Annotated in this window: 18 protein-coding genes; 5 read left to right on the top strand and 13 right to left on the bottom strand. The window is 45.1% G+C overall.

Annotation, left to right across the window (positions count from 1 at the left end; translation table 11 throughout):
* Positions 1 to 150: 150 nt before the first annotated feature.
* The 8 genes from truD to GOL65_RS16340 form a co-directional block, all read right to left on the bottom strand.
* Complete coding sequence (gene truD / locus GOL65_RS16375) at positions 151 to 1,191, bottom strand: tRNA pseudouridine(13) synthase TruD (RefSeq protein ID WP_228723137.1); 1,041 nt, start codon at positions 1,189 to 1,191, stop codon at positions 151 to 153.
* A complete protein-coding gene (gene ispF / locus GOL65_RS16370; RefSeq protein WP_140918380.1) occupies positions 1,188 to 1,661 on the bottom strand; it encodes a 2-C-methyl-D-erythritol 2,4-cyclodiphosphate synthase in 474 nt (157 codons plus the stop codon). The genes truD and ispF overlap by 4 nt, the downstream gene beginning before the upstream one ends.
* An 18-nt stretch (positions 1,662 to 1,679) precedes the next feature.
* A complete protein-coding gene (gene ispD, locus GOL65_RS16365; protein WP_228723136.1) occupies positions 1,680 to 2,399 on the bottom strand; it encodes a 2-C-methyl-D-erythritol 4-phosphate cytidylyltransferase in 720 nt (239 codons plus the stop codon).
* Positions 2,399 to 2,701: a cell division protein FtsB gene (ftsB, locus tag GOL65_RS16360; RefSeq protein WP_140918381.1), complete on the bottom strand. Its 303-nt coding sequence runs from the start codon at positions 2,699 to 2,701 to the stop codon at positions 2,399 to 2,401. The genes ispD and ftsB overlap by 1 nt, the downstream gene beginning before the upstream one ends.
* 75 nt (positions 2,702 to 2,776) lie before the next feature.
* Positions 2,777 to 3,739, bottom strand: coding sequence for an aminoimidazole riboside kinase (locus GOL65_RS16355; RefSeq protein WP_140918439.1), 963 nt, complete (start codon positions 3,737 to 3,739; stop codon positions 2,777 to 2,779).
* A gap of 186 nt (positions 3,740 to 3,925) precedes the next feature.
* The gene (locus tag GOL65_RS16350) at positions 3,926 to 4,651 is read right to left on the bottom strand and encodes an amino acid ABC transporter ATP-binding protein (RefSeq protein ID WP_140918382.1); all 726 of its coding nucleotides are present in this window, start codon (positions 4,649 to 4,651) and stop codon (positions 3,926 to 3,928) included.
* Complete coding sequence (locus tag GOL65_RS16345) at positions 4,644 to 5,405, bottom strand: amino acid ABC transporter permease (RefSeq protein WP_140918383.1); 762 nt, start codon at positions 5,403 to 5,405, stop codon at positions 4,644 to 4,646. Before GOL65_RS16345 ends, GOL65_RS16350 begins: the two co-directional genes overlap by 8 nt.
* 69 nt (positions 5,406 to 5,474) lie before the next feature.
* Positions 5,475 to 6,251 (bottom strand): basic amino acid ABC transporter substrate-binding protein, encoded by a 777-nt coding sequence (locus GOL65_RS16340; RefSeq protein WP_140918384.1) that lies wholly within the window; start codon positions 6,249 to 6,251, stop codon positions 5,475 to 5,477.
* Positions 6,252 to 6,609: 358 nt separating this feature from the next.
* On the opposite strand from GOL65_RS16340, the gene GOL65_RS16335 reads away from it, so the two are divergent.
* From GOL65_RS16335 to GOL65_RS16320, 4 genes are read left to right on the top strand one after another with little or no spacing between them, the layout of a single operon-like run.
* A complete protein-coding gene (locus GOL65_RS16335) occupies positions 6,610 to 6,858 on the top strand; it encodes a hypothetical protein (protein ID WP_140918385.1) in 249 nt (82 codons plus the stop codon).
* Positions 6,809 to 7,468 carry a nucleoside recognition domain-containing protein gene (locus GOL65_RS16330; RefSeq protein WP_228723135.1) on the top strand — a complete coding sequence of 220 codons (660 nt, stop codon included), beginning with the start codon at positions 6,809 to 6,811 and terminating at the stop codon, positions 7,466 to 7,468. Before GOL65_RS16335 ends, GOL65_RS16330 begins: the two co-directional genes overlap by 50 nt.
* Positions 7,469 to 7,485: 17 nt before the next feature.
* Complete coding sequence (locus GOL65_RS16325) at positions 7,486 to 7,953, top strand: YjiG family protein (RefSeq protein ID WP_140918387.1); 468 nt, start codon at positions 7,486 to 7,488, stop codon at positions 7,951 to 7,953.
* A gap of 45 nt (positions 7,954 to 7,998) precedes the next feature.
* Positions 7,999 to 9,111, top strand: coding sequence for a M20 family metallopeptidase (locus tag GOL65_RS16320; RefSeq protein WP_140918388.1), 1,113 nt, complete (start codon positions 7,999 to 8,001; stop codon positions 9,109 to 9,111).
* 300 nt (positions 9,112 to 9,411) lie between these two features.
* On the opposite strand, the gene mtr is transcribed toward GOL65_RS16320, so the two are convergent.
* Both mtr and GOL65_RS16310 read right to left on the bottom strand, forming a co-directional pair.
* Positions 9,412 to 10,677, bottom strand: coding sequence for a tryptophan permease (gene mtr / locus GOL65_RS16315; protein WP_140918389.1), 1,266 nt, complete (start codon positions 10,675 to 10,677; stop codon positions 9,412 to 9,414).
* A 137-nt stretch (positions 10,678 to 10,814) separates the two neighbouring features.
* Positions 10,815 to 12,188, bottom strand: a complete 1,374-nt coding sequence (locus GOL65_RS16310; protein ID WP_130592044.1) for a tyrosine phenol-lyase — start codon at positions 12,186 to 12,188, stop codon at positions 10,815 to 10,817.
* An 826-nt stretch (positions 12,189 to 13,014) separates the two neighbouring features.
* Between GOL65_RS16310 and queD the strand changes: the two genes are divergently transcribed.
* Positions 13,015 to 13,380, top strand: a complete 366-nt coding sequence (gene queD, locus GOL65_RS16305; protein ID WP_179038548.1) for a 6-carboxytetrahydropterin synthase QueD — start codon at positions 13,015 to 13,017, stop codon at positions 13,378 to 13,380.
* Between the two features lie 325 nt (positions 13,381 to 13,705).
* Here the strand turns inward: queD and queE are convergent, their stop codons facing one another.
* The 3 genes from queE to pyrG form a co-directional block, all read right to left on the bottom strand.
* The gene (queE, locus tag GOL65_RS16300; protein ID WP_140918391.1) at positions 13,706 to 14,377 is read right to left on the bottom strand and encodes a 7-carboxy-7-deazaguanine synthase QueE; all 672 of its coding nucleotides are present in this window, start codon (positions 14,375 to 14,377) and stop codon (positions 13,706 to 13,708) included.
* 100 nt (positions 14,378 to 14,477) lie between these two features.
* On the bottom strand, positions 14,478 to 15,779 hold the full coding sequence (gene eno, locus GOL65_RS16295) for a phosphopyruvate hydratase (RefSeq protein WP_140918392.1): 1,302 nt from the start codon (positions 15,777 to 15,779) through the stop codon (positions 14,478 to 14,480).
* 171 nt (positions 15,780 to 15,950) lie between these two features.
* Positions 15,951 to 17,588, bottom strand: a complete 1,638-nt coding sequence (pyrG, locus tag GOL65_RS16290) for a glutamine hydrolyzing CTP synthase (RefSeq protein WP_140918393.1) — start codon at positions 17,586 to 17,588, stop codon at positions 15,951 to 15,953.
* Positions 17,589 to 17,603: the final 15 nt, after the last annotated feature.

Below are 17,603 nucleotides of genomic sequence, written 5' to 3'. Positions count from 1 at the left end.
AAACAGATTTGAAGTATGCAGAGGCTAAGTAAATGGCTCTTCCGGCCGGGCACCATGGTGAAATTCACACCTTGTATTTACGGCCGGAATATTCACTGAAGTGAAAATAAGTAAATATATCAACCACTATCTGACAATAGTGGTTATAAATCACTCTTCCGGTATATCTTCACCGGCGACGGTTACCATCATCTCTCGCACCACACTGGTAGCAAAACTACCCGCCGGTAACCAAAAGTTGACGGACAACGTAGCATCATCCAGCCATTGCCATGTCATATGCTGTGGCTGAACCAGAATCGCTCGCCGGGCAGGCTCAACCCGTTCACGTTTCACCAGTGAAAACAGCGTCTGGTCATCAACTAATATTTGATGTTCAAAAACCTGAGCTTCCAGTTGCGTTCCCAGCTCGCCGTCACCCGGCAATGGCGCTGTCACTCGCAATTCACCATCGATTAAGCGCTGCTGCAAAGATTCAAGCTCTTCTGGCTGAGCAACAAACCAGCTTCCTCTGCCACTCAATTGCATGGCATCACCCGCTATCACTTGTTGATGCAAAGATTGCGTAATTCGTTGGCTGGCTACATGGTTAAACATCGCGCTACGGGCAGCGGAAAGATAAAAGCTGCGTTTGTTACGCTCTTTTACGCTGATTTCATTATTAGCCCAGCGTTCTGCCATCACCAGATTATTGCCCTGACGACCAAAACGTTGTTCACCAAAATAGTTAGCAACACCAGACTGCTGAATCTTTTGTAAACGCAACTCAACATCATCTTTCTGACTGATATCTCGTAACACCAGCTGGAAAAAATTGCCTTTAAGTGTACCAATACGCAATTTACGGCGATGACGAGCCACTTTCAGTACTTCACAACCTTCCAGAGCAAAAGCACTGAAATCAGGCGTATCTTTACCCAGCATCTGCAGGCAAAACCACTGTTCGGTGACCGCATGGCGATCTTTCAGTCCGGCATAGCTCACTACCCGTCCGGATACCTTGGCAAAGCGCGCCAGATTATCCGCGACAAACTGAGTATTACAGCCTGTCTTACGCAGATAGACCAGCACGTGCTCACCATCACCATCGGGTTCAAATCCCAGATCTTCTTTAACGCAAAAGTCTTGCGGCGACTTTTTAAGTATCCCAGTAGCAGTTGGTTCACCGTATAGCCAGGATAACGACATCATGCCTTAACCAACAGCGCTACGGCCTCACAGGTAATACCCTCTTTACGACCGGTAAATCCAAGCTGTTCTGTGGTAGTGGCTTTGACGTTGACCTGCTCCATATGGCAGCCTAAGTCCTCTGCGATATTCACTCGCATTTGTGGAATGTGAGGTGCCATTTTGGGCGATTGAGCGATGATAGTGACATCAACATTACCTATCACATAGCCTTTTGCTTTTACTTGTCGGAAAGCTTCGCGTAGCAACTCTCTGCTATCTGCGCCTTTATAGGCCTGATCGGTATCAGGAAACAGCTTACCAATATCTCCCAGCGCCGCTGCGCCCAACAACGCATCGGTTAATGCATGCAGTGCCACATCACCATCGGAATGAGCCAGTAAGCCAAACTCATAAGGGATGCGAACCCCACCAATAATCAGCGGGCCTTCACCGCCAAATTTATGTACGTCAAAACCATGACCAATACGCATCAGCCACTCTCCTGTCTATTATTGGTGTGTAAGATAGAATGTTGCCAGCGCCAGATCTTCCGGGCGGGTAACTTTAATATTGTCTGAACGACCGGATACTAGCAGCGGATGAAAACCGCAGTGTTCCAATGCTGAGGCTTCGTCGGTTACTACTGCACCGTCTTGCTGTGCCCGAATCATGCATTCAAACAGCAGTTCCAGTGGAAACATTTGAGGTGTTAAAGCATGCCAAAGGCCGTTGCGCTCAACGGTATGAGCAATGGCGGCATTCTCGACAACTGCACGTTTCATGGTGTCTCTGACCGGCATAGCTAAAATACCGCCCTGCTTTACCTGCAATACCGATTGAATCAGTTTATCTAAATCGCCATAACTCAGGCATGGACGTGCGGCATCATGCACTAAAACCCAATCAGCCTGCAAAGTTCTGGCCAGTTCCAAACCTGCCAAAACAGAATCAGAACGCTCAGCACCGCCAATCACCACAGAAACTCGTGGGTCTTGAGCCACTGCCAGTTGAGAAAAAGTGTTATCGTTAGGATTTAATGCAACAATCACCTGGCGAACAGCAGCATGAGACAACAGCGCATAAATAGCATATTCAATGATCGTCTGTTGACCAATAGTAAGATACTGTTTGGGGCAATCGGCCTGCATGCGGCTGCCAATACCTGCGGCGGGAAGTATGGCAACAATGTCTGGATAAGATGACGTGGAGGAAGAATTGGCCTGCGTCACTACTTTTTACCGCCTTGTACTGGTTGAGACTGCTCAGGAATAATCCGGTAGAAACTCTCTCCCGGTTTAATCATTCCCAGTTCATTACGGGCACGTTCTTCAATAGCGCCTTGCCCACTTTTCAGGTCGTTAATTTCTGCGAACAATCGTGCATTACGAGATTTTAATTTGGCATTATTATCTTGCTGTATAGCCAAATCCTCTTCTACACGGGCATGATCATGCATGCCATTTTTGCCCAGCCACAGGGAGTACTGCAACCAGCCAATAAGAACAATTAATAACAGCGTAAGTTTTTTCATCCCGCCCCCTAAAAACCGGCTAATCATCCCATAACTCAAGGCCAGACTCCATACAGAAATGGGATAAAACTGAACTTATCGCGTTCCCGGCTTTAACATTCCCTGTGTTGAAAGAAAGTGTTGTAACTGATTTTGATTTGGTAATGCCGCCCATGCTCCCTTGTGGGTTGTTGATAATGCACCGCACGCGCTGGCCTGACTGACAATCTGGCTCAGGGTTTGTAGTTCATCATTTTCTTGCCCCGGAATACCATAACGGGCAATACCCACTAATAGTCCTGCCATAAAAGCATCACCTGCTCCGGTAGTATCCACGCTGGTTATCTGATAACTGTCAAAGGCGTGAAGAGTATTCTGACACCATACCAGACACCCTTGCTTACCTCGGGTAATGACTATCAGCGCGGCAGGATAATCATTCAGACCAGCCAATGCATCAGACCAGTTATCATCAGAACTCTGGGTTAACCAAAACAGTTCTTCTTCTGATAACTTAAGCACATCGGCCTTAGTGCAATACTCAGCAATGACCTGATGCATTTCCTGTTTATCTGCCCACATCTGAGCGCGCAGATTCAGGTCAAAACTCACCATACCGCCCTGTTGTTTAACCTGATGCGTAATATTCAGCAATGAATCACGACAGACTTTTCCTGTCAGGGCTAATGAACAGGTATGCAAAATAGCAGGAGAAGCGTCGGGTAAGACATTTAGAGAGAGAAACTGATCTGCCGAAGGGCTGACTAAAAAGGTAAAGCTGCGTTCACCGCTGGCAGCTAAATCGACAATAACGGTACTGGTTTTGTAACACTCATCCTGTTCAATACACTGACAGTCAACCCCTTCCTGCGCCAGTGATTCAGCCATGAAACGACCAAATGGATCGTTTCCCACCCGCCCGACAAAAGCGGATGGATAGCCTAAGCGAGCAATCCCTACTGCCACATTAGCCGGAGCACCACCAGCACAGGCCTGATATTGCATATTTTCCAGCGGTAGCAGATCTACCACCACATCACCTAATGACCAGATTTTTATCATATTGAATATTGGTTGTTATAAATAGCTGCTGGTAGTTTAACTGAAATTTAGTTTCGAGTAAGTTTCGTCCACTAACAGTGTAGTGTCTGAATTCCAGTGCTCAATAAAAAGGTCAAGAAACAAAAACAAAACGGCGTAGTGCCATATTCGTAGCACTACGCCGTAATCACAAAACTGTCTTAATCAAACCGCTAAAACTTTACTCAAAAAAGCCTTAGTCCTGTCATTCGACGGTGCCGTAAACAGCTTCTCCGGAACATCTTCTTCCTGAATAATCCCCTGATCGATAAAGATAACCCTGTCGGCAACATCTCTGGCAAATCCCATCTCGTGGGTTACCACCACCATAGTCATACCTTCATGGGCCAGTGCTTTCATCACTGCCAGTACTTCCCCCACCAGCTCAGGATCGAGGGCTGAAGTGGGTTCATCAAATAGCATCACTTTTGGTTCCATCGCCAGCGCACGAGCAATTGCCACACGCTGCTGCCCGCCAGATAGCTGGCTTGGGTAAGCATCAATTTTATCGATCAGTCCTACTTTTTGCAGCAGTTGCTCAGCACGTTTTATCGCTTCTGATTTAGACAGCTTTTTCACATCCATCGGCGCCAGAATCAGATTTTCCAGTACCGTCATGTGAGGAAACAGATTAAAACGCTGGAACACCATCCCTACGCTTTCACGCAGCTTATTTAAGTCGGTCTTACGGTCATGAACCTCATAACCATCAATGGTAATTTCACCACCGCTCATCTCTTCCAGTGCGTTCATACAGCGTAGAAAAGTGCTTTTACCTGAGCCTGAAGGACCGATGATACATACCACTTCATTAGCGGCAATATCGCAGGAGATACCGCGTAAAACGTGAGTTTTATCAAACTGTTTTTGTAAATTACGAATCTTAATCACTTCGGCCTAACCTCTTTTCCATATGCCTTACCATCAGCGAAAGTAAGAATGTAATCACCCAATAAACAATAGAGATTGTCAGATAGGGTTCCCAGTAGCTGGCATAGGCGCCAGAAACAGTACGGGCGGCATAGGCCAAATCGGCAAGTCCGATGGCGGATGCCAGAGAAGAGTCTTTAACAATCGCAATGGCGTTGTTACCCAGCGGTGGCAGCATACGACGAAACGCCTGCGGAAGAATAATCTTACGCATGGTTTTACCGTAGCTCATTCCCAGCGAGCGAGCCGCTTCCATCTGTCCACGGTCGATAGACTGAATACCGGCGCGGAAAATCTCGGAAACATAAGCTCCTGCATTAAGGGTAATGGCGACAACACAGGAGAGAAACGCACCGTATTCTGACCGCAACATACGGGCAAAATCCACCGACATGATGCCGCTGCTGACCAGTAAACCATCACGAGGATTGATCAGCAGAGGGATCAGGGCAAAGTGCACCACCATGATCTGAACAAACAGTGGCGTACCGCGAAAAGCACTGACATAAATCTTAACCGGCCACTGTACGAAAATATGCAGTAAACGGTTCAAACCGCGATTGTGAGGTGCCTGTGCCGTGCCACCCAACCCGAGAATTAATCCCCAGGTTACGCCCAGTATCACACAGATGATGGTACATTTGATGGTCATCCATGCGCCCTCGGCAAACAGCGGGGCATACTCCTGGATTATCTCCCAGCGAAATCCTGACATAAAAATGAATCCGTTATAGAAAAACATTCAGGGCGAATAATCGCCCTGAAAGGAATATCAGTGAAAAAATTACTCGGCAGGTAATACCGGTACGTTGCTGTCAAACCACTTCTGATAGATGGTAGCGTAAGTACCATCAGCAATGATTTTCTTCAGACCGGAATTAATCTTATTACGTAACTCTTCGTTACCTTTAGCCACTGCAATACCAAAGAATTGACGCTCAAATTTGTCATCAGCAACCAGAGAGAACTCTTTTTCCGGATGGTTTTTGATATAGAACTTAGCAACACCAACATCACCAACCGCGGCATCAATACCATCTTCATACAGTTCTTGCAGCATCAGAGGAGTATTGTCAAAACGTTTAATTGAAGTGCTGTTCTTACCCAATACTTCGGATACCACGATATCGCCGGTACTGGAGTTAACTACGCCCACTTTCAGCGGCTTCAGTTCAGCAATAGACTTAATATCTTTACCTTTTGGTATCACGATAGCTTGCTCTGCGGGGAAGTATGGTGCTGAGAAATCAACCATTTGCTTACGCTTATCGGTAATAGTGATACCAGAAATAATGATGTCACGATCGCCACTACCTAATGTGGCGAAGATCCCTTCCCACGGTGTATTCACTAATTTGATATTGAAGTTCTCAGCTTTAGCAATCGCACTGATGATATCGATATCAAATCCTTCCAGCTCTTTTTTACTATTTTCGAATTCGAAAGGACGATATGTACCACCAGAACCTACGACGTAGGTTGGTTCTGCTGCATTGGCAACAGGTAGTGTACACAGGGCTGCTGCCAGGCATACACCAAAAACAGAAAGACGTTTAAACATTTGCGCATCCTTTATTATTGCATTGGGAATCGTGAAATTATGCATGAAAAGCGCATAAAAATACACTGGATATATAATGGTTATGTAAATAAATAAGATTTATGTCTATTTTCCTGTTATGACAGAAAAATCCGCTAAATCCCATCGATTATTTAACAAAAAAATCACATCACGATCCGCATAACTAATTATTTTGTATAACATTTAATCAAGGTAATGGCATAAGACCATATTAATACCAGAAGCGTGATCTCAAGCAGCTAGGTTATTTGATCGAAGTCAAATGCAGGTAAAACAGAACTAATAGATAATCGGGAACTATTTACCACTATCATTATTTCTTAATGGAACCATTAATATGTCAAATGATAACTCACAACCTGTCCCGTCTAAGGAGATAAAGATTGGGGCCGGTGCCTACTTTGCACTGTTTTTTGCCGTTGTCTTTTTCTCCGGAATTTTTGGCCCTACATCCTCAACCACTCTCTGGATTGCTTCACAGATTAAAGAACTCCATGCGCAGAATCCGGGATTGTCTCACTGGTTAACGGATTGGATTGTCTCACTGGTTAACGGATTGGATTGTTCCATTGTTATCAACCATTGATTTCACTACTCTCAACGGCTCATTTGGTAAAGTGTTAACCGGAGTTAGTCAGGTAGATGATGCACTAAAAGCAACCAATGGTACTTATCGTGGTACTGGCGGTAGCGGTGCAATGGAAGGTTTCCTGTTTGCCTTTGGTCTGATCCCTTCAGTCATGTTTGCTTTGGCCATGATCAATGTTCTGGAACACTACGGTGCTCTGAACGCAGCACGTAAGTTATTAAGCGTTATTTTACGCCCTCTTCTGGGCATTCCTGGTGTTACTGGTCTGGCTATTATTGGTAGCCTGCAAAGTACAGACGTTGGTGCGTCACTGACTCGCGCTCTGGCTGATGAACAAAAAATCAATGCCAAAGAAAAAGAAGTGTTAACCATGTTCCAGTTTTCTGGCGGAGTAATGATTACTAACTTTTTCTCTTCTGGTGCCGTTTTATTCACTCTGGTCCTGGCATCTGGTGAACTCGCCGTTCCAACCACGATTGGAGCCTGTATTGGCGTTATTTTCATTATGAAAATTGTTGGTGCCAATATCATGCGTCTTTATCTGACGACTTTCCCGGATAAAGACGAACAAGAACAACAGCCATCAAGCACAGCGACAGAAAAATAATAAGGGAATAATGCATCATGTCTAATAACTCAAATCCAATGATCACTGATATTTTTGTTGCCGGAGCGCGTAAAGGCTGGGGAATTGCCACCACAAGTACACTACCAAACGTACTGATGGCATTCGTTATTATTAAAGCATTACAAATCACCGGACTGTTAGATCTGTTAGGCAAGCTATGTGAACCTGTCATGGCGTTGTTTGGCCTGCCCGGAGAGGCTGCCGCAGTTTTAATTAGTAGTTTAATGTCGATGGGTGGCGCAATTGGTGTTGCCGTAAGCCTGTTCCAGAGCGGTCACCTCAATGGTGAGCACCTGGCAATTCTTGCCCCTGCTATCTATCTGATGGGTTCATTAGTGCAATATGTCGGACGTGTTTTAGGCGTTGTTGGCACTAAGGGCAGCCGCATTCCATTAATGTTGCTTATTGCCGTTATCAATTCATTTGGTGCGATGCTGCTGATGAGAATCATCATTAATATCTAAATGATTATGTCTGTTCAACACGAGACAATTAAGGAAGGATGAACCATGCAGTTAAACCAATATTTAGATGAATTACGTCCGCTGGTTAATATTGATTGTGGAACTCAAACCACCGAAGGCGTTGCCGTTGTTGCCGGTCTGATGGAGAAGAAATATAAGGATTTAGGCTGGCATGCAGAAATCGTAGATCTGGGTAAAGAGGTAGGCCCGGGTGTATTTGCCACCAATAAACCCGGCGCCACTCAGTTTGACGTTTTACTGATTGGTCATATGGATACCGTATTCCCACCGGGAACCGCGGCCGAGCGCCCAATGTCTACTGATGCTACTCGTCTATATGGTCCGGGTGCGGCAGATATGAAATCTGGCCTGTTAAATATCCTGTGGGCTATTCGCGCACTGGATGACAGTGATGTTCAGAGATTATCCATTGCTGTTGCAATGAACCCGGATGAAGAAACCGGTTCAGTTTACTCTCATGAATGGCTGGGTAAATACGCTAAACAGAGCCGTTATGTGCTGGTTGCTGAAGCTGCACGTGCTGATGGTTCGCTGGTTAAAGCCCGTAAGGGTATGGCGCGTTATAATATTGACTTCCACGGGCGTGCTGCTCACGCAGGTAACGCACCGGAGAAAGGCCGTTCAGCCATTACCGAATTGGCTAACTGGATTCTGGCAATTAACCAGTTAGGTAATGCCGAAGCCGGTACCACGCTGAACGTCGGCGTGGTTAAAGGTGGTGATGCTGCCAATATCGTTCCTGATAAAGCTCAGGCAGTGGTTGATGTACGTTTCTGGGATAACAACGAATATCACCGCATTGATAAAGCCATCAATGAAATGAGCAAAAAAGCTTACGTGGCTGATGTTACCTCCACCGTTACTGAAATGGCTCATACTCCGGCAATGTCTCCTTCGGCAGAAACAGAAAAACTAATGACATTAGTTGAGCGTTGTGGTCAGGAAGAAGGTATTCCGGTGAAATGGCAGGCTGTAGGCGGTGGTTCTGATGCTAACCATACGGCGGCATTAGGGGTTCCATCTCTGGATGGTTTTGGCCCTATCGGTGCCGACTTCCATAGCCCGGCAGAATATGTTGAGTTGGAGAGTATTATTCCGCGGATTAAGTTGCTGAGTCGCATTATTAAATCACTGTGATGGTATTTTCGCTTTGATCCTAAAACCGCCCTTTGGGCGGTTTTTTACTATATTAACTACGCTAATCGGAGGGAGAGACGGGCGTGGGGGTCGACTTGGCGTAAGCCAACGAAGTGCCCGTAGCCCGGCTAGGCCCGACGCTCACCAATGTTAAGAGCAAATGCCCTTCCGGCCGTACACAATATAAAAATAGACACTATATCTTTTGCGGCCGGAATATCCCCTGAACTTAACTCTTAACAGTATCGTTAAATAATAAAGCCGCCCCTTAGGGCGGCTCTTCTATCTCAATAAAAATAATTAACTATACGTCGGCAATATATTAAACGTCGACAATATATGCGCCAGCATAGTGATCACCCCAAACACAATCACTACATACACCAGCGGGGTTCCACCCCAGGTGCGGAACATTGGGTTACCAAATTTCTCGCGCGAGGCTTTCGCCAACAGGCCGGGAACGATGATTGCCCATACCGCAAACGCCAGTCCAGCATAACCAATGGCATACAGAAAACCATTTGGATAGATGGAGCACAGTAGCGCCGGAGGAATATAAGTAACCAGTGCTGTTTTCGCCCTGCCGCCATTGTCATCCTTAAACTTACACAGGTCAGCAATGTAATCGAACAGGCCCAGTGTTGCACCTAACATAGAACTGGCAACCGCGAAGTTGGCAAAGAATGTCAGGATTACATCCATTGATGCGCTGTTAAGAATCGCCCCCATGGCTGTGATAAAGACGTCAATGTTTCCGCCCTGAGCAATAATTGGCTTAAAGTCCGCCCGGGAGATATTCCCCATGGTGCAATATAACCAGAAGACATACAGGAACAACGCAAATAGCGTTCCAATTAATATGCAGGAAACAATACGTTTTGGGTCTTTACCATAGTGTTTTACCAGGCTGGGTACGTTGCCGTGAAAGCCAAATGAAACAATACAGAAAGGCAGTGTCATTAACAGGAAAGGTAGATAACTGGTTCCTTGTGGAGCCATAACGTCCATCAGATTATCAACCTGCACATAGCCCAGCAGGCTGGCGAACGTCATAAAGAAAGCAATAAATTTGCCCAACAGCAAGATGGTAGTAATACGCCCCACTGCTGTTGAACTCCACCAGACAATAAATGCCACAACAATGGTAAATATCACACCGGTAATACGGGAAGAAATTCCAATCGTGAAATACTGGGTTAAGGTTTGGGATATAACCGCAGCACTTCCTGAAATATAGGCGTAGGCAAGAATATATAAAACGAAAGCAAAAGTAATGTTGGTTGCAATATTCCAGAATCGACCTAATAGATCTTTTGTTAATGTGTCGAAACTGGCACCAATACGATAATTAAGGTTGGCTTCCAGCAGCATGAAACCAGCCATTATCATAATAAAACAGGTAACAGCAAGGATACCAATTGACCAGGAAAACCAAACCCCGGACATGGCTACAGGTAAAGAGAACATTCCGGCGCCAACGACGGTCGCCGTGGTGATCATAGCTCCACCAATAACCGACTTCTTTTTAACCTGAGCAGACCCCTGAGCCTCTACGCTGACCGTCATAATTGATTCCTTTAATTAAAATTCTAAGTGGGAAAAACATATTAATGACCTGTGACTGATCCAGACTTTTAGAGTCTTTCATCCTGCAGAATGAAAGACTCTTTGATGGTTAATTTATACTTTGCTTAATGAGAACCTTATTTGAGTGGCTCAAATCTTGCGGTAAAGAAGCGCAGGAACTTCGGCTCATATACCATATCCAATCCTTTGATTTTCTCTCTGTTTTTGTACAGATGAATCACAGAATCGGCGACAACATCCAGGTGCGCATAGGTGTAAACACGACGAGGAATCGTCAGACGAACCAGTTCCAGCTTAGGCGTATGGTTCTTACCGGTTTTCTTATCACGTCCCGCAGAGATAATGCCGCGCTCCATACTACGAACACCGGAATCGATATACAGTTCAGCCGCTAAAGACTGAGCCGGGAACTGATCCTGAGGAACGTGTGGCAGGAAGGCTTTTGCATCCAGGAACACCGCATGACCACCAACTGGTTTTACAATTGGTACACCAGCTGCTTCCAGTTTGTCTGCCAGATAACGACACTGAGCAATGCGGTGATGGATGTAAGCATAGTCAACAGACTCAACAATACCGCGCGCCATTGCTTCCATATCACGACCAGCCAGACCGCCGTAAGAAGGCATACCTTCATACAGAACAACCAGTTCGCTGGCTTTCTGATACAAGGTGTCATCGTTCATACATAAGAAGCCACCGATGTTTACCAGACAGTCTTTTTTACCGCTCATAGTACAACCGTCAGAGTAGCTCATCATCTCTTTCAGGATGGCGGCAATAGTGACGTCTTTATACTCTGGCTCACGATCTTTAATGAAATAGGCGTTTTCAACGCAGCGTGTCGCATCATACATCACCAGAATTTTGTTTTTGCGGCACAGTTTGCTGACTTCACGCATGTTAGCCATGCTCACCGGCTGACCACCAGCCAGGTTTACGGTAACTGCCAGACAAACGTAAGGGATGCGGTCTGCACCTACTTCGTTAATCAGTTTTTCAAGTTTAGAGACATCGATGTTGCCTTTAAACGGCAGCTCTTTTTGTGAATCGTGTGCTTCGTCGATGATGATATCAACAAAAGTCGCGCCGTTTCTCTCCTGGTGAGCACGGGTAGTGGTGAAGTACATGTTACCCGGTACGTAGTCACCCTCTTTAATTAACAGAGAAGAGAGCAGGTTTTCTGCACCACGGCCCTGGTGGGTGGGTACAACATGCTTGTAGCCATAATATTCGCTGACGACTTCTTGCAGATGATAGAAGTTTGCACTGCCTGAGTAGGCTTCATCACCTAACATCATACCGGCCCACTGATTATCACTCATGGCGGTGGTGCCGCTATCGGTTAACAGGTCGATATAAGTCTGTTTGGATTGAAGTAAAAATGTATTATATCCTGCATCTTTAATATATTGGATTCGCTGCTCGCGAGTAGTCATTGCAATTGGTTCAACAACTTTAATTTTATAAGGTTCAGCTGGGTATGACATTATACTTTCCTCATTTGTGATTTTATTAATTCAGGCTTTTTCGGACTCCTTCATTCTTACTTTTAAATATCTTTTTGCAATACCAGCACCTGATTGATAAAAATCATTATCTGTAACCTTATTATTACGAGTGTTATATTTATTACACTCATCGTTTAATCAGGCATATAATTTAATTCGCAGCTTGAATAAAGCCATTAATGTGATCGGAGTCAAATTTTATATTCAAGATCTATGTTGAATTACATTCTGAACATCGAAGTGGAGCGAATAATCAGATGTTCATTTATGTTTACATCTCAGGTTATTTTATTTAATTAGAAATAATCATTTAGAATCATATAAATAAAATCCAGCGAGCATCATTGTTAAAAGATGAGACTCAGGTCAATTGACTTATAAGATCTGGCATGATTATCTCGCGAGGCGGGTTTTCCGTATTGAAATCCATAAAGAAATAAATTACCAAACACGATTACAATCTATAGAAATAAATAATAACGGTTTCATTAAGTTAAATAAGAAGAGATATTCATTGTAAATAGGAATTATAAAAAGAGATGCAATAAATTATTTTAATAACAAAAACACAACATTCAAAATCAATATAAATAGAAAGGTAAATTTAAAAAATTAGTGCATATCAAAATTAAATAGAACGCATTAAAACTCAGTCATAATTAAAATAATTCATTTAATACTGGCAAAAAATAAAGACCTGTCGCAATCAAGAACTCAACAGCATTAGATACATTTTGAGATTACCTCACCGTGGCAACCTGGCCCGCTTTTTAGTAATATACCGCCGAAATTATTATCAGAGGCGATTATGGTAACCACATTATTTAAAGATTTTACTTTTGAAGCAGCACATCGGTTGCCAAATGTTCCCGAAGGCCATAAATGCTCCCGTCTGCATGGGCACTCTTTTGCAGTCAGAATCGAAGTGACCGGTGAAGTAAATCCGATTACCGGCTGGGTAATGGACTTTTCTGAAATTAAAGCCGCTTTTAAGCCCATACTGGACCGTTTAGACCACTACTACCTGAACGATATCCCCGGACTGGAGAACCCTACCAGCGAAGTTTTAGCCCACTGGATTTGGCAACAGTTAAAGCCAGAGCTTCCATTGTTGAGTGGGGTTAGAGTGAAAGAGACGTGTAGTGCCGGGTGTGTGTATAAAGGGGAATAGATATTTTTATTCTTTTAGCCCTGTCCTTTGCCCTTCTAAATGAGCACTTGAATTCAGCTGACGACTGAGAGAGGCCAGCACGACCAACATGGATGTTGGTCGAGGCACAGCGACGCCGGGAGCGGCTCTGTGCCGGTGCGTTAAGGCCGAGCGAAGGAGGAAGGCAGTCGCCTAAGCGACCTGGATTCCTGTGCGAAAGGCGCGGGGTGCAGGGGCATTCGCCATAATGCCCCTGCTCGGCCCGGCACGAAAGCCCAGAAATTCACCACACTATTTATGGCCGAAACTTACACTAAATCTAATAAGTCCAACAGATAACCTGAACTCATTCTATTCCAAGATATTTATGCGTCTGCATCGACAACCGCCAGTTGCGTTCAATACAGCTCTTAATGCAAAGCTCGGTCGCCCTCGGGTTTTGACTAATCGGCTGTAACGCTATCACGCGCTTTTTATTATCTGACAGCATGGCTAACAGCTCATCTAACTGTTCAATGTCCCGTTCACGGGCCACCGGGTGTTTTATTTCATCAGCCCTTATCAAAGCCTGAGATATGACATTCAATCCACCGCGCATATCGACTTTAGGGGAAACCGTCACCCAGGTATCTGCCGAGCAGGTCACCGGTTGAGTACCGCTGGTTTCAATCTGACACTGAAAACCATGCTGCTCCAGTAAACTGGTCAGAGGAAGTAAATCATAGAGGCAAGGCTCACCACCGGTAATGACTATGTGGCGTGCCGTATATTGCGGCTGATGCAAAATAGTCAGTAGTTGTGAAGCATTAGCTTCTCCCCAACTGTCACTTTCCTGAGTCTTCGCCAGAATGTCATCTATTGGTTGCTGACGATTAGCAATCTTTTCCCATGTGTGTTTGGTATCACACCAGCTACAGCCAACCGGGCAAGCCTGTAAACGAATAAAAATAGCGGGAACACCGGTGAAGAAACCCTCACCCTGTAGGGTTTGAAATAGCTCATTAACGGGATATGACATTTTTCTCTCGGAAATTTTTCAGACAGTACAACTAAAAACAAAAATCCCGTATTGATATCAACCAATACGGGATTTAACTAAGCTACAGGAGGATTAAAAATTAACCCTGACCTTTCACTTCTTTTAAACCGTTGAATGGAGCACGGTCCCCCAGCGCTTCTTCAATACGGATTAATTGGTTGTACTTAGCAACACGGTCAGAACGGCTCATAGAACCCGTTTTGATTTGGCCAGCAGCTGTACCTACCGCTAAATCAGCGATGGTAGCATCTTCAGTTTCACCTGAACGGTGAGAGATAACAGCCGTGTAACCAGCATCTTTAGCCATTTTGATAGCAGCTAAAGTTTCGGTCAGAGAACCGATTTGGTTAAATTTGATCAGGATAGAGTTAGCGATACCTTTTTCGATACCCTCTTTCAGGATCTTGGTGTTAGTTACGAACAGATCGTCACCAACCAGTTGGATTTTGTCACCCATTACTTTAGTCTGGTAAGCAAAGCCATCCCAGTCTGATTCGTCTAAACCATCTTCGATGGAAACGATTGGGTATTGCTTGGTCAGCTCTTCCAGATAGTGAGTGAACTCTTGAGAAGTGAAGGTTTTGCCTTCGCCTTTCAGCTCATAGTTGCCAGTTTCTTTGTTGTAGAACTCAGAAGCTGCACAGTCCATCGCTAAAGTCACATCTTTACCCAGTACATAACCTGCTTGTTCTACTGCTTCTTTGATAGCAGCCAGTGCAGCAGCGTTAGACTCCAGGTTAGGTGCATAACCACCTTCGTCACCTACCGCAGTGCTCATGCCTTTAGATTTCAGCACTTTTGCCAGGTTGTGGAATACTTCAGAACCGATACGTACCGCTTCTTTCAGAGTTTTCGCGCCGATTGGCTGAATCATAAACTCTTGAATATCAACGTTGTTATCAGCGTGCTCACCACCATTGATGATGTTCATCATTGGTAATGGCATAGAGAATTTGCCTGGGGTGCCGTTCAGTTCAGCAATGTGCTCAAATAAAGGCATGCCTTTTGATGCTGCTGCTGCTTTAGCTGCTGCTAAAGAAACCGCCAGAATCGCGTTAGCACCGAATTTAGATTTGTTCTCAGTGCCATCTAAGTCGATCATGATCTTATCGATGTTAGCCTGATCTTTTGCATCTTTACCAATAACAGCTTGTGCAATTGGGCCGTTTACCGCTGCAACAGCTTTCAGTACACCTTTACCCATATAACGAGCTTTATCGCCGTCACGCAGTTCCAGAGCTTCACGAGAACCAGTAGAAGCACCTGATGGCGCAGCAGCCAGACCTACAAAACCGCCTTCTAAATGAACTTCAGCTTCAACAGTGGGATTGCCACGAGAGTCGATAATTTCACGACCGAGCACTTTAACGATTTTGGACATTCGGTTTTCCTCAGTACAAGTTGATTAAACTACAAACTGTAGATCGCGACACCTCATTGCGTCGCACACTCTGGCCTGATGTATCAAGAAACGCGATGTCTGAACATACTGCGCTTACCACCGGTAATCAGGCCGGGTTTACTGAATACTTTTAATACTATTACTGACCGCTTAGTCTTCCTGACGCTTCTGGTACTCACCAGCAGCCTTCACAAAACCGGCAAACAGTGGGTGGCCATCACGCGGAGTTGATGTGAACTCCGGGTGGAACTGACTGGCAACAAACCATGGATGATCAGGCAGTTCAATAATTTCCACCAGCTTATGGTCAGCAGAACGCCCTGCTACAAGTAACCCTGCTGCTTCAATCTGCGGCAGCAGCATATTGTTCACTTCATAGCGATGGCGATGGCGTTCTGTAATTGTTGGTGAACCGTACAGTTTACGAACCAGACTGCCTTCAGTTAAATGACATAACTGGCTGCCTAAACGCATGGTTCCGCCTAAATCGCTCTCTTCTGTGCGAACTTCAACATTCCCCTCTTCATCACGCCATTCAGTGATCAACGCGATAACCGGGTACTTACAGTCTGGCACAAATTCGGTCGAGTTAGCATCGGGCATACCAACAACATTACGTGCAAACTCCATCATCGCAACCTGCATGCCTAAACAGATACCCAAATAAGGGATCTTGTTTTCACGGGCATAGCGGGCAGCAGTGATTTTGCCTTCTACACCACGGTAGCCAAAACCACCGGGAACCAGAATCGCATCAAGACCAGACAGAACTTCTTCACCTCTGACCTCAACATCCTGCGAGTCGATTAGCTTTATATTAACGCTGAATCGATTCTTCAGTCCACCATGCTTTAATGCTTCGATGACAGATTTATATGCATCAGGCAATTCTACGTACTTGCCGACCATGCCAATAGTGACTTCGCGAGTAGGATTTGACTCTTCATAAATCACCTGTTCCCACTCAGCTAAGTTAGCTTCAGGAAGGTCGAAACGGAAGCGTTTACAGATGAATTCATCCAGCCCTTGCGACTTCAACAGTGCAGGGATTTTATAAATAGAATCAACATCTTTTAGAGAAATAACCGCCTTCTCAGGCACGTTACAGAACAGGGCAATTTTGGCCCGCTCATTGGCAGGAACTGCACGATCGGAACGACATACCAGAATGTCTGGCTGAATACCGATAGAGAGTAATTCTTTTACCGAGTGCTGGGTTGGTTTAGTTTTCACTTCACCTGAAGCCGCCATGTATGGCACCAGTGTCAAATGCATAAACAGTGTGTGCTCACGACCTACTTCAACCGCTAACTGGCGAATGGCTTCTAAGAACGGCAGTGATTCAATATCACCAACGGTGCCGCCAACTTCAACCAAAGCCACATCATGGCCTTCTGCACCAGCAATAACGCGTTCTTTAATCGCATTGGTAATATGAGGAATAACCTGAACGGTTGCTCCCAGATAGTCACCGCGACGCTCTTTGCGTAATACATCGGAATAAATACGACCGGTCGTAAAGTTATTACGGCGGGTCATTTTAGTGCGAATAAAACGTTCGTAATGACCCAAATCCAGATCGGTTTCTGCACCGTCTTCGGTGACAAATACTTCACCGTGTTGAATTGGGCTCATGGTACCTGGATCGAGGTTAATGTATGGATCCAGCTTCATCATAGTGACATTTAAGCCACGAGCTTCAAGAATAGCGGCCAGAGAGGCTGCTGCAATACCTTTACCGAGTGAGGATACAACCCCGCCTGTCACAAATATATAATTAGTTGTCATGCTGAACCTGAAGGT

Source organism: Limnobaculum xujianqingii (assembly GCF_013394855.1).
GTDB lineage: Bacteria > Pseudomonadota > Gammaproteobacteria > Enterobacterales > Enterobacteriaceae > Limnobaculum > Limnobaculum xujianqingii.
The sequence above is the reverse complement of the archived record's forward strand: the minus strand, read 5'-3'. Positions and strand labels throughout refer to the sequence as shown.

Coding starts and splice junctions, on each gene's coding strand:
- truD (WP_228723137.1), bottom strand. CDS start 1,191: ATGATGTCGTTATCCTGGCTATACGGTGAACCAACTGCTACTGGGATA.
- ispF (WP_140918380.1), bottom strand. CDS start 1,661: ATGCGTATTGGTCATGGTTTTGACGTACATAAATTTGGCGGTGAAGGC.
- ftsB (WP_140918381.1), bottom strand. CDS start 2,701: ATGAAAAAACTTACGCTGTTATTAATTGTTCTTATTGGCTGGTTGCAG.
- GOL65_RS16345 (WP_140918383.1), bottom strand. CDS start 5,405: ATGTCAGGATTTCGCTGGGAGATAATCCAGGAGTATGCCCCGCTGTTT.
- GOL65_RS16340 (WP_140918384.1), bottom strand. CDS start 6,251: ATGTTTAAACGTCTTTCTGTTTTTGGTGTATGCCTGGCAGCAGCCCTG.
- GOL65_RS16335 (WP_140918385.1), top strand. CDS start 6,610: ATGTCAAATGATAACTCACAACCTGTCCCGTCTAAGGAGATAAAGATT.
- GOL65_RS16325 (WP_140918387.1), top strand. CDS start 7,486: ATGTCTAATAACTCAAATCCAATGATCACTGATATTTTTGTTGCCGGA.
- GOL65_RS16320 (WP_140918388.1), top strand. CDS start 7,999: ATGCAGTTAAACCAATATTTAGATGAATTACGTCCGCTGGTTAATATT.
- mtr (WP_140918389.1), bottom strand. CDS start 10,677: ATGACGGTCAGCGTAGAGGCTCAGGGGTCTGCTCAGGTTAAAAAGAAG.
- GOL65_RS16310 (WP_130592044.1), bottom strand. CDS start 12,188: ATGTCATACCCAGCTGAACCTTATAAAATTAAAGTTGTTGAACCAATT.
- queE (WP_140918391.1), bottom strand. CDS start 14,377: ATGTCATATCCCGTTAATGAGCTATTTCAAACCCTACAGGGTGAGGGT.
- eno (WP_140918392.1), bottom strand. CDS start 15,779: ATGTCCAAAATCGTTAAAGTGCTCGGTCGTGAAATTATCGACTCTCGT.
- pyrG (WP_140918393.1), bottom strand. CDS start 17,588: ATGACAACTAATTATATATTTGTGACAGGCGGGGTTGTATCCTCACTC.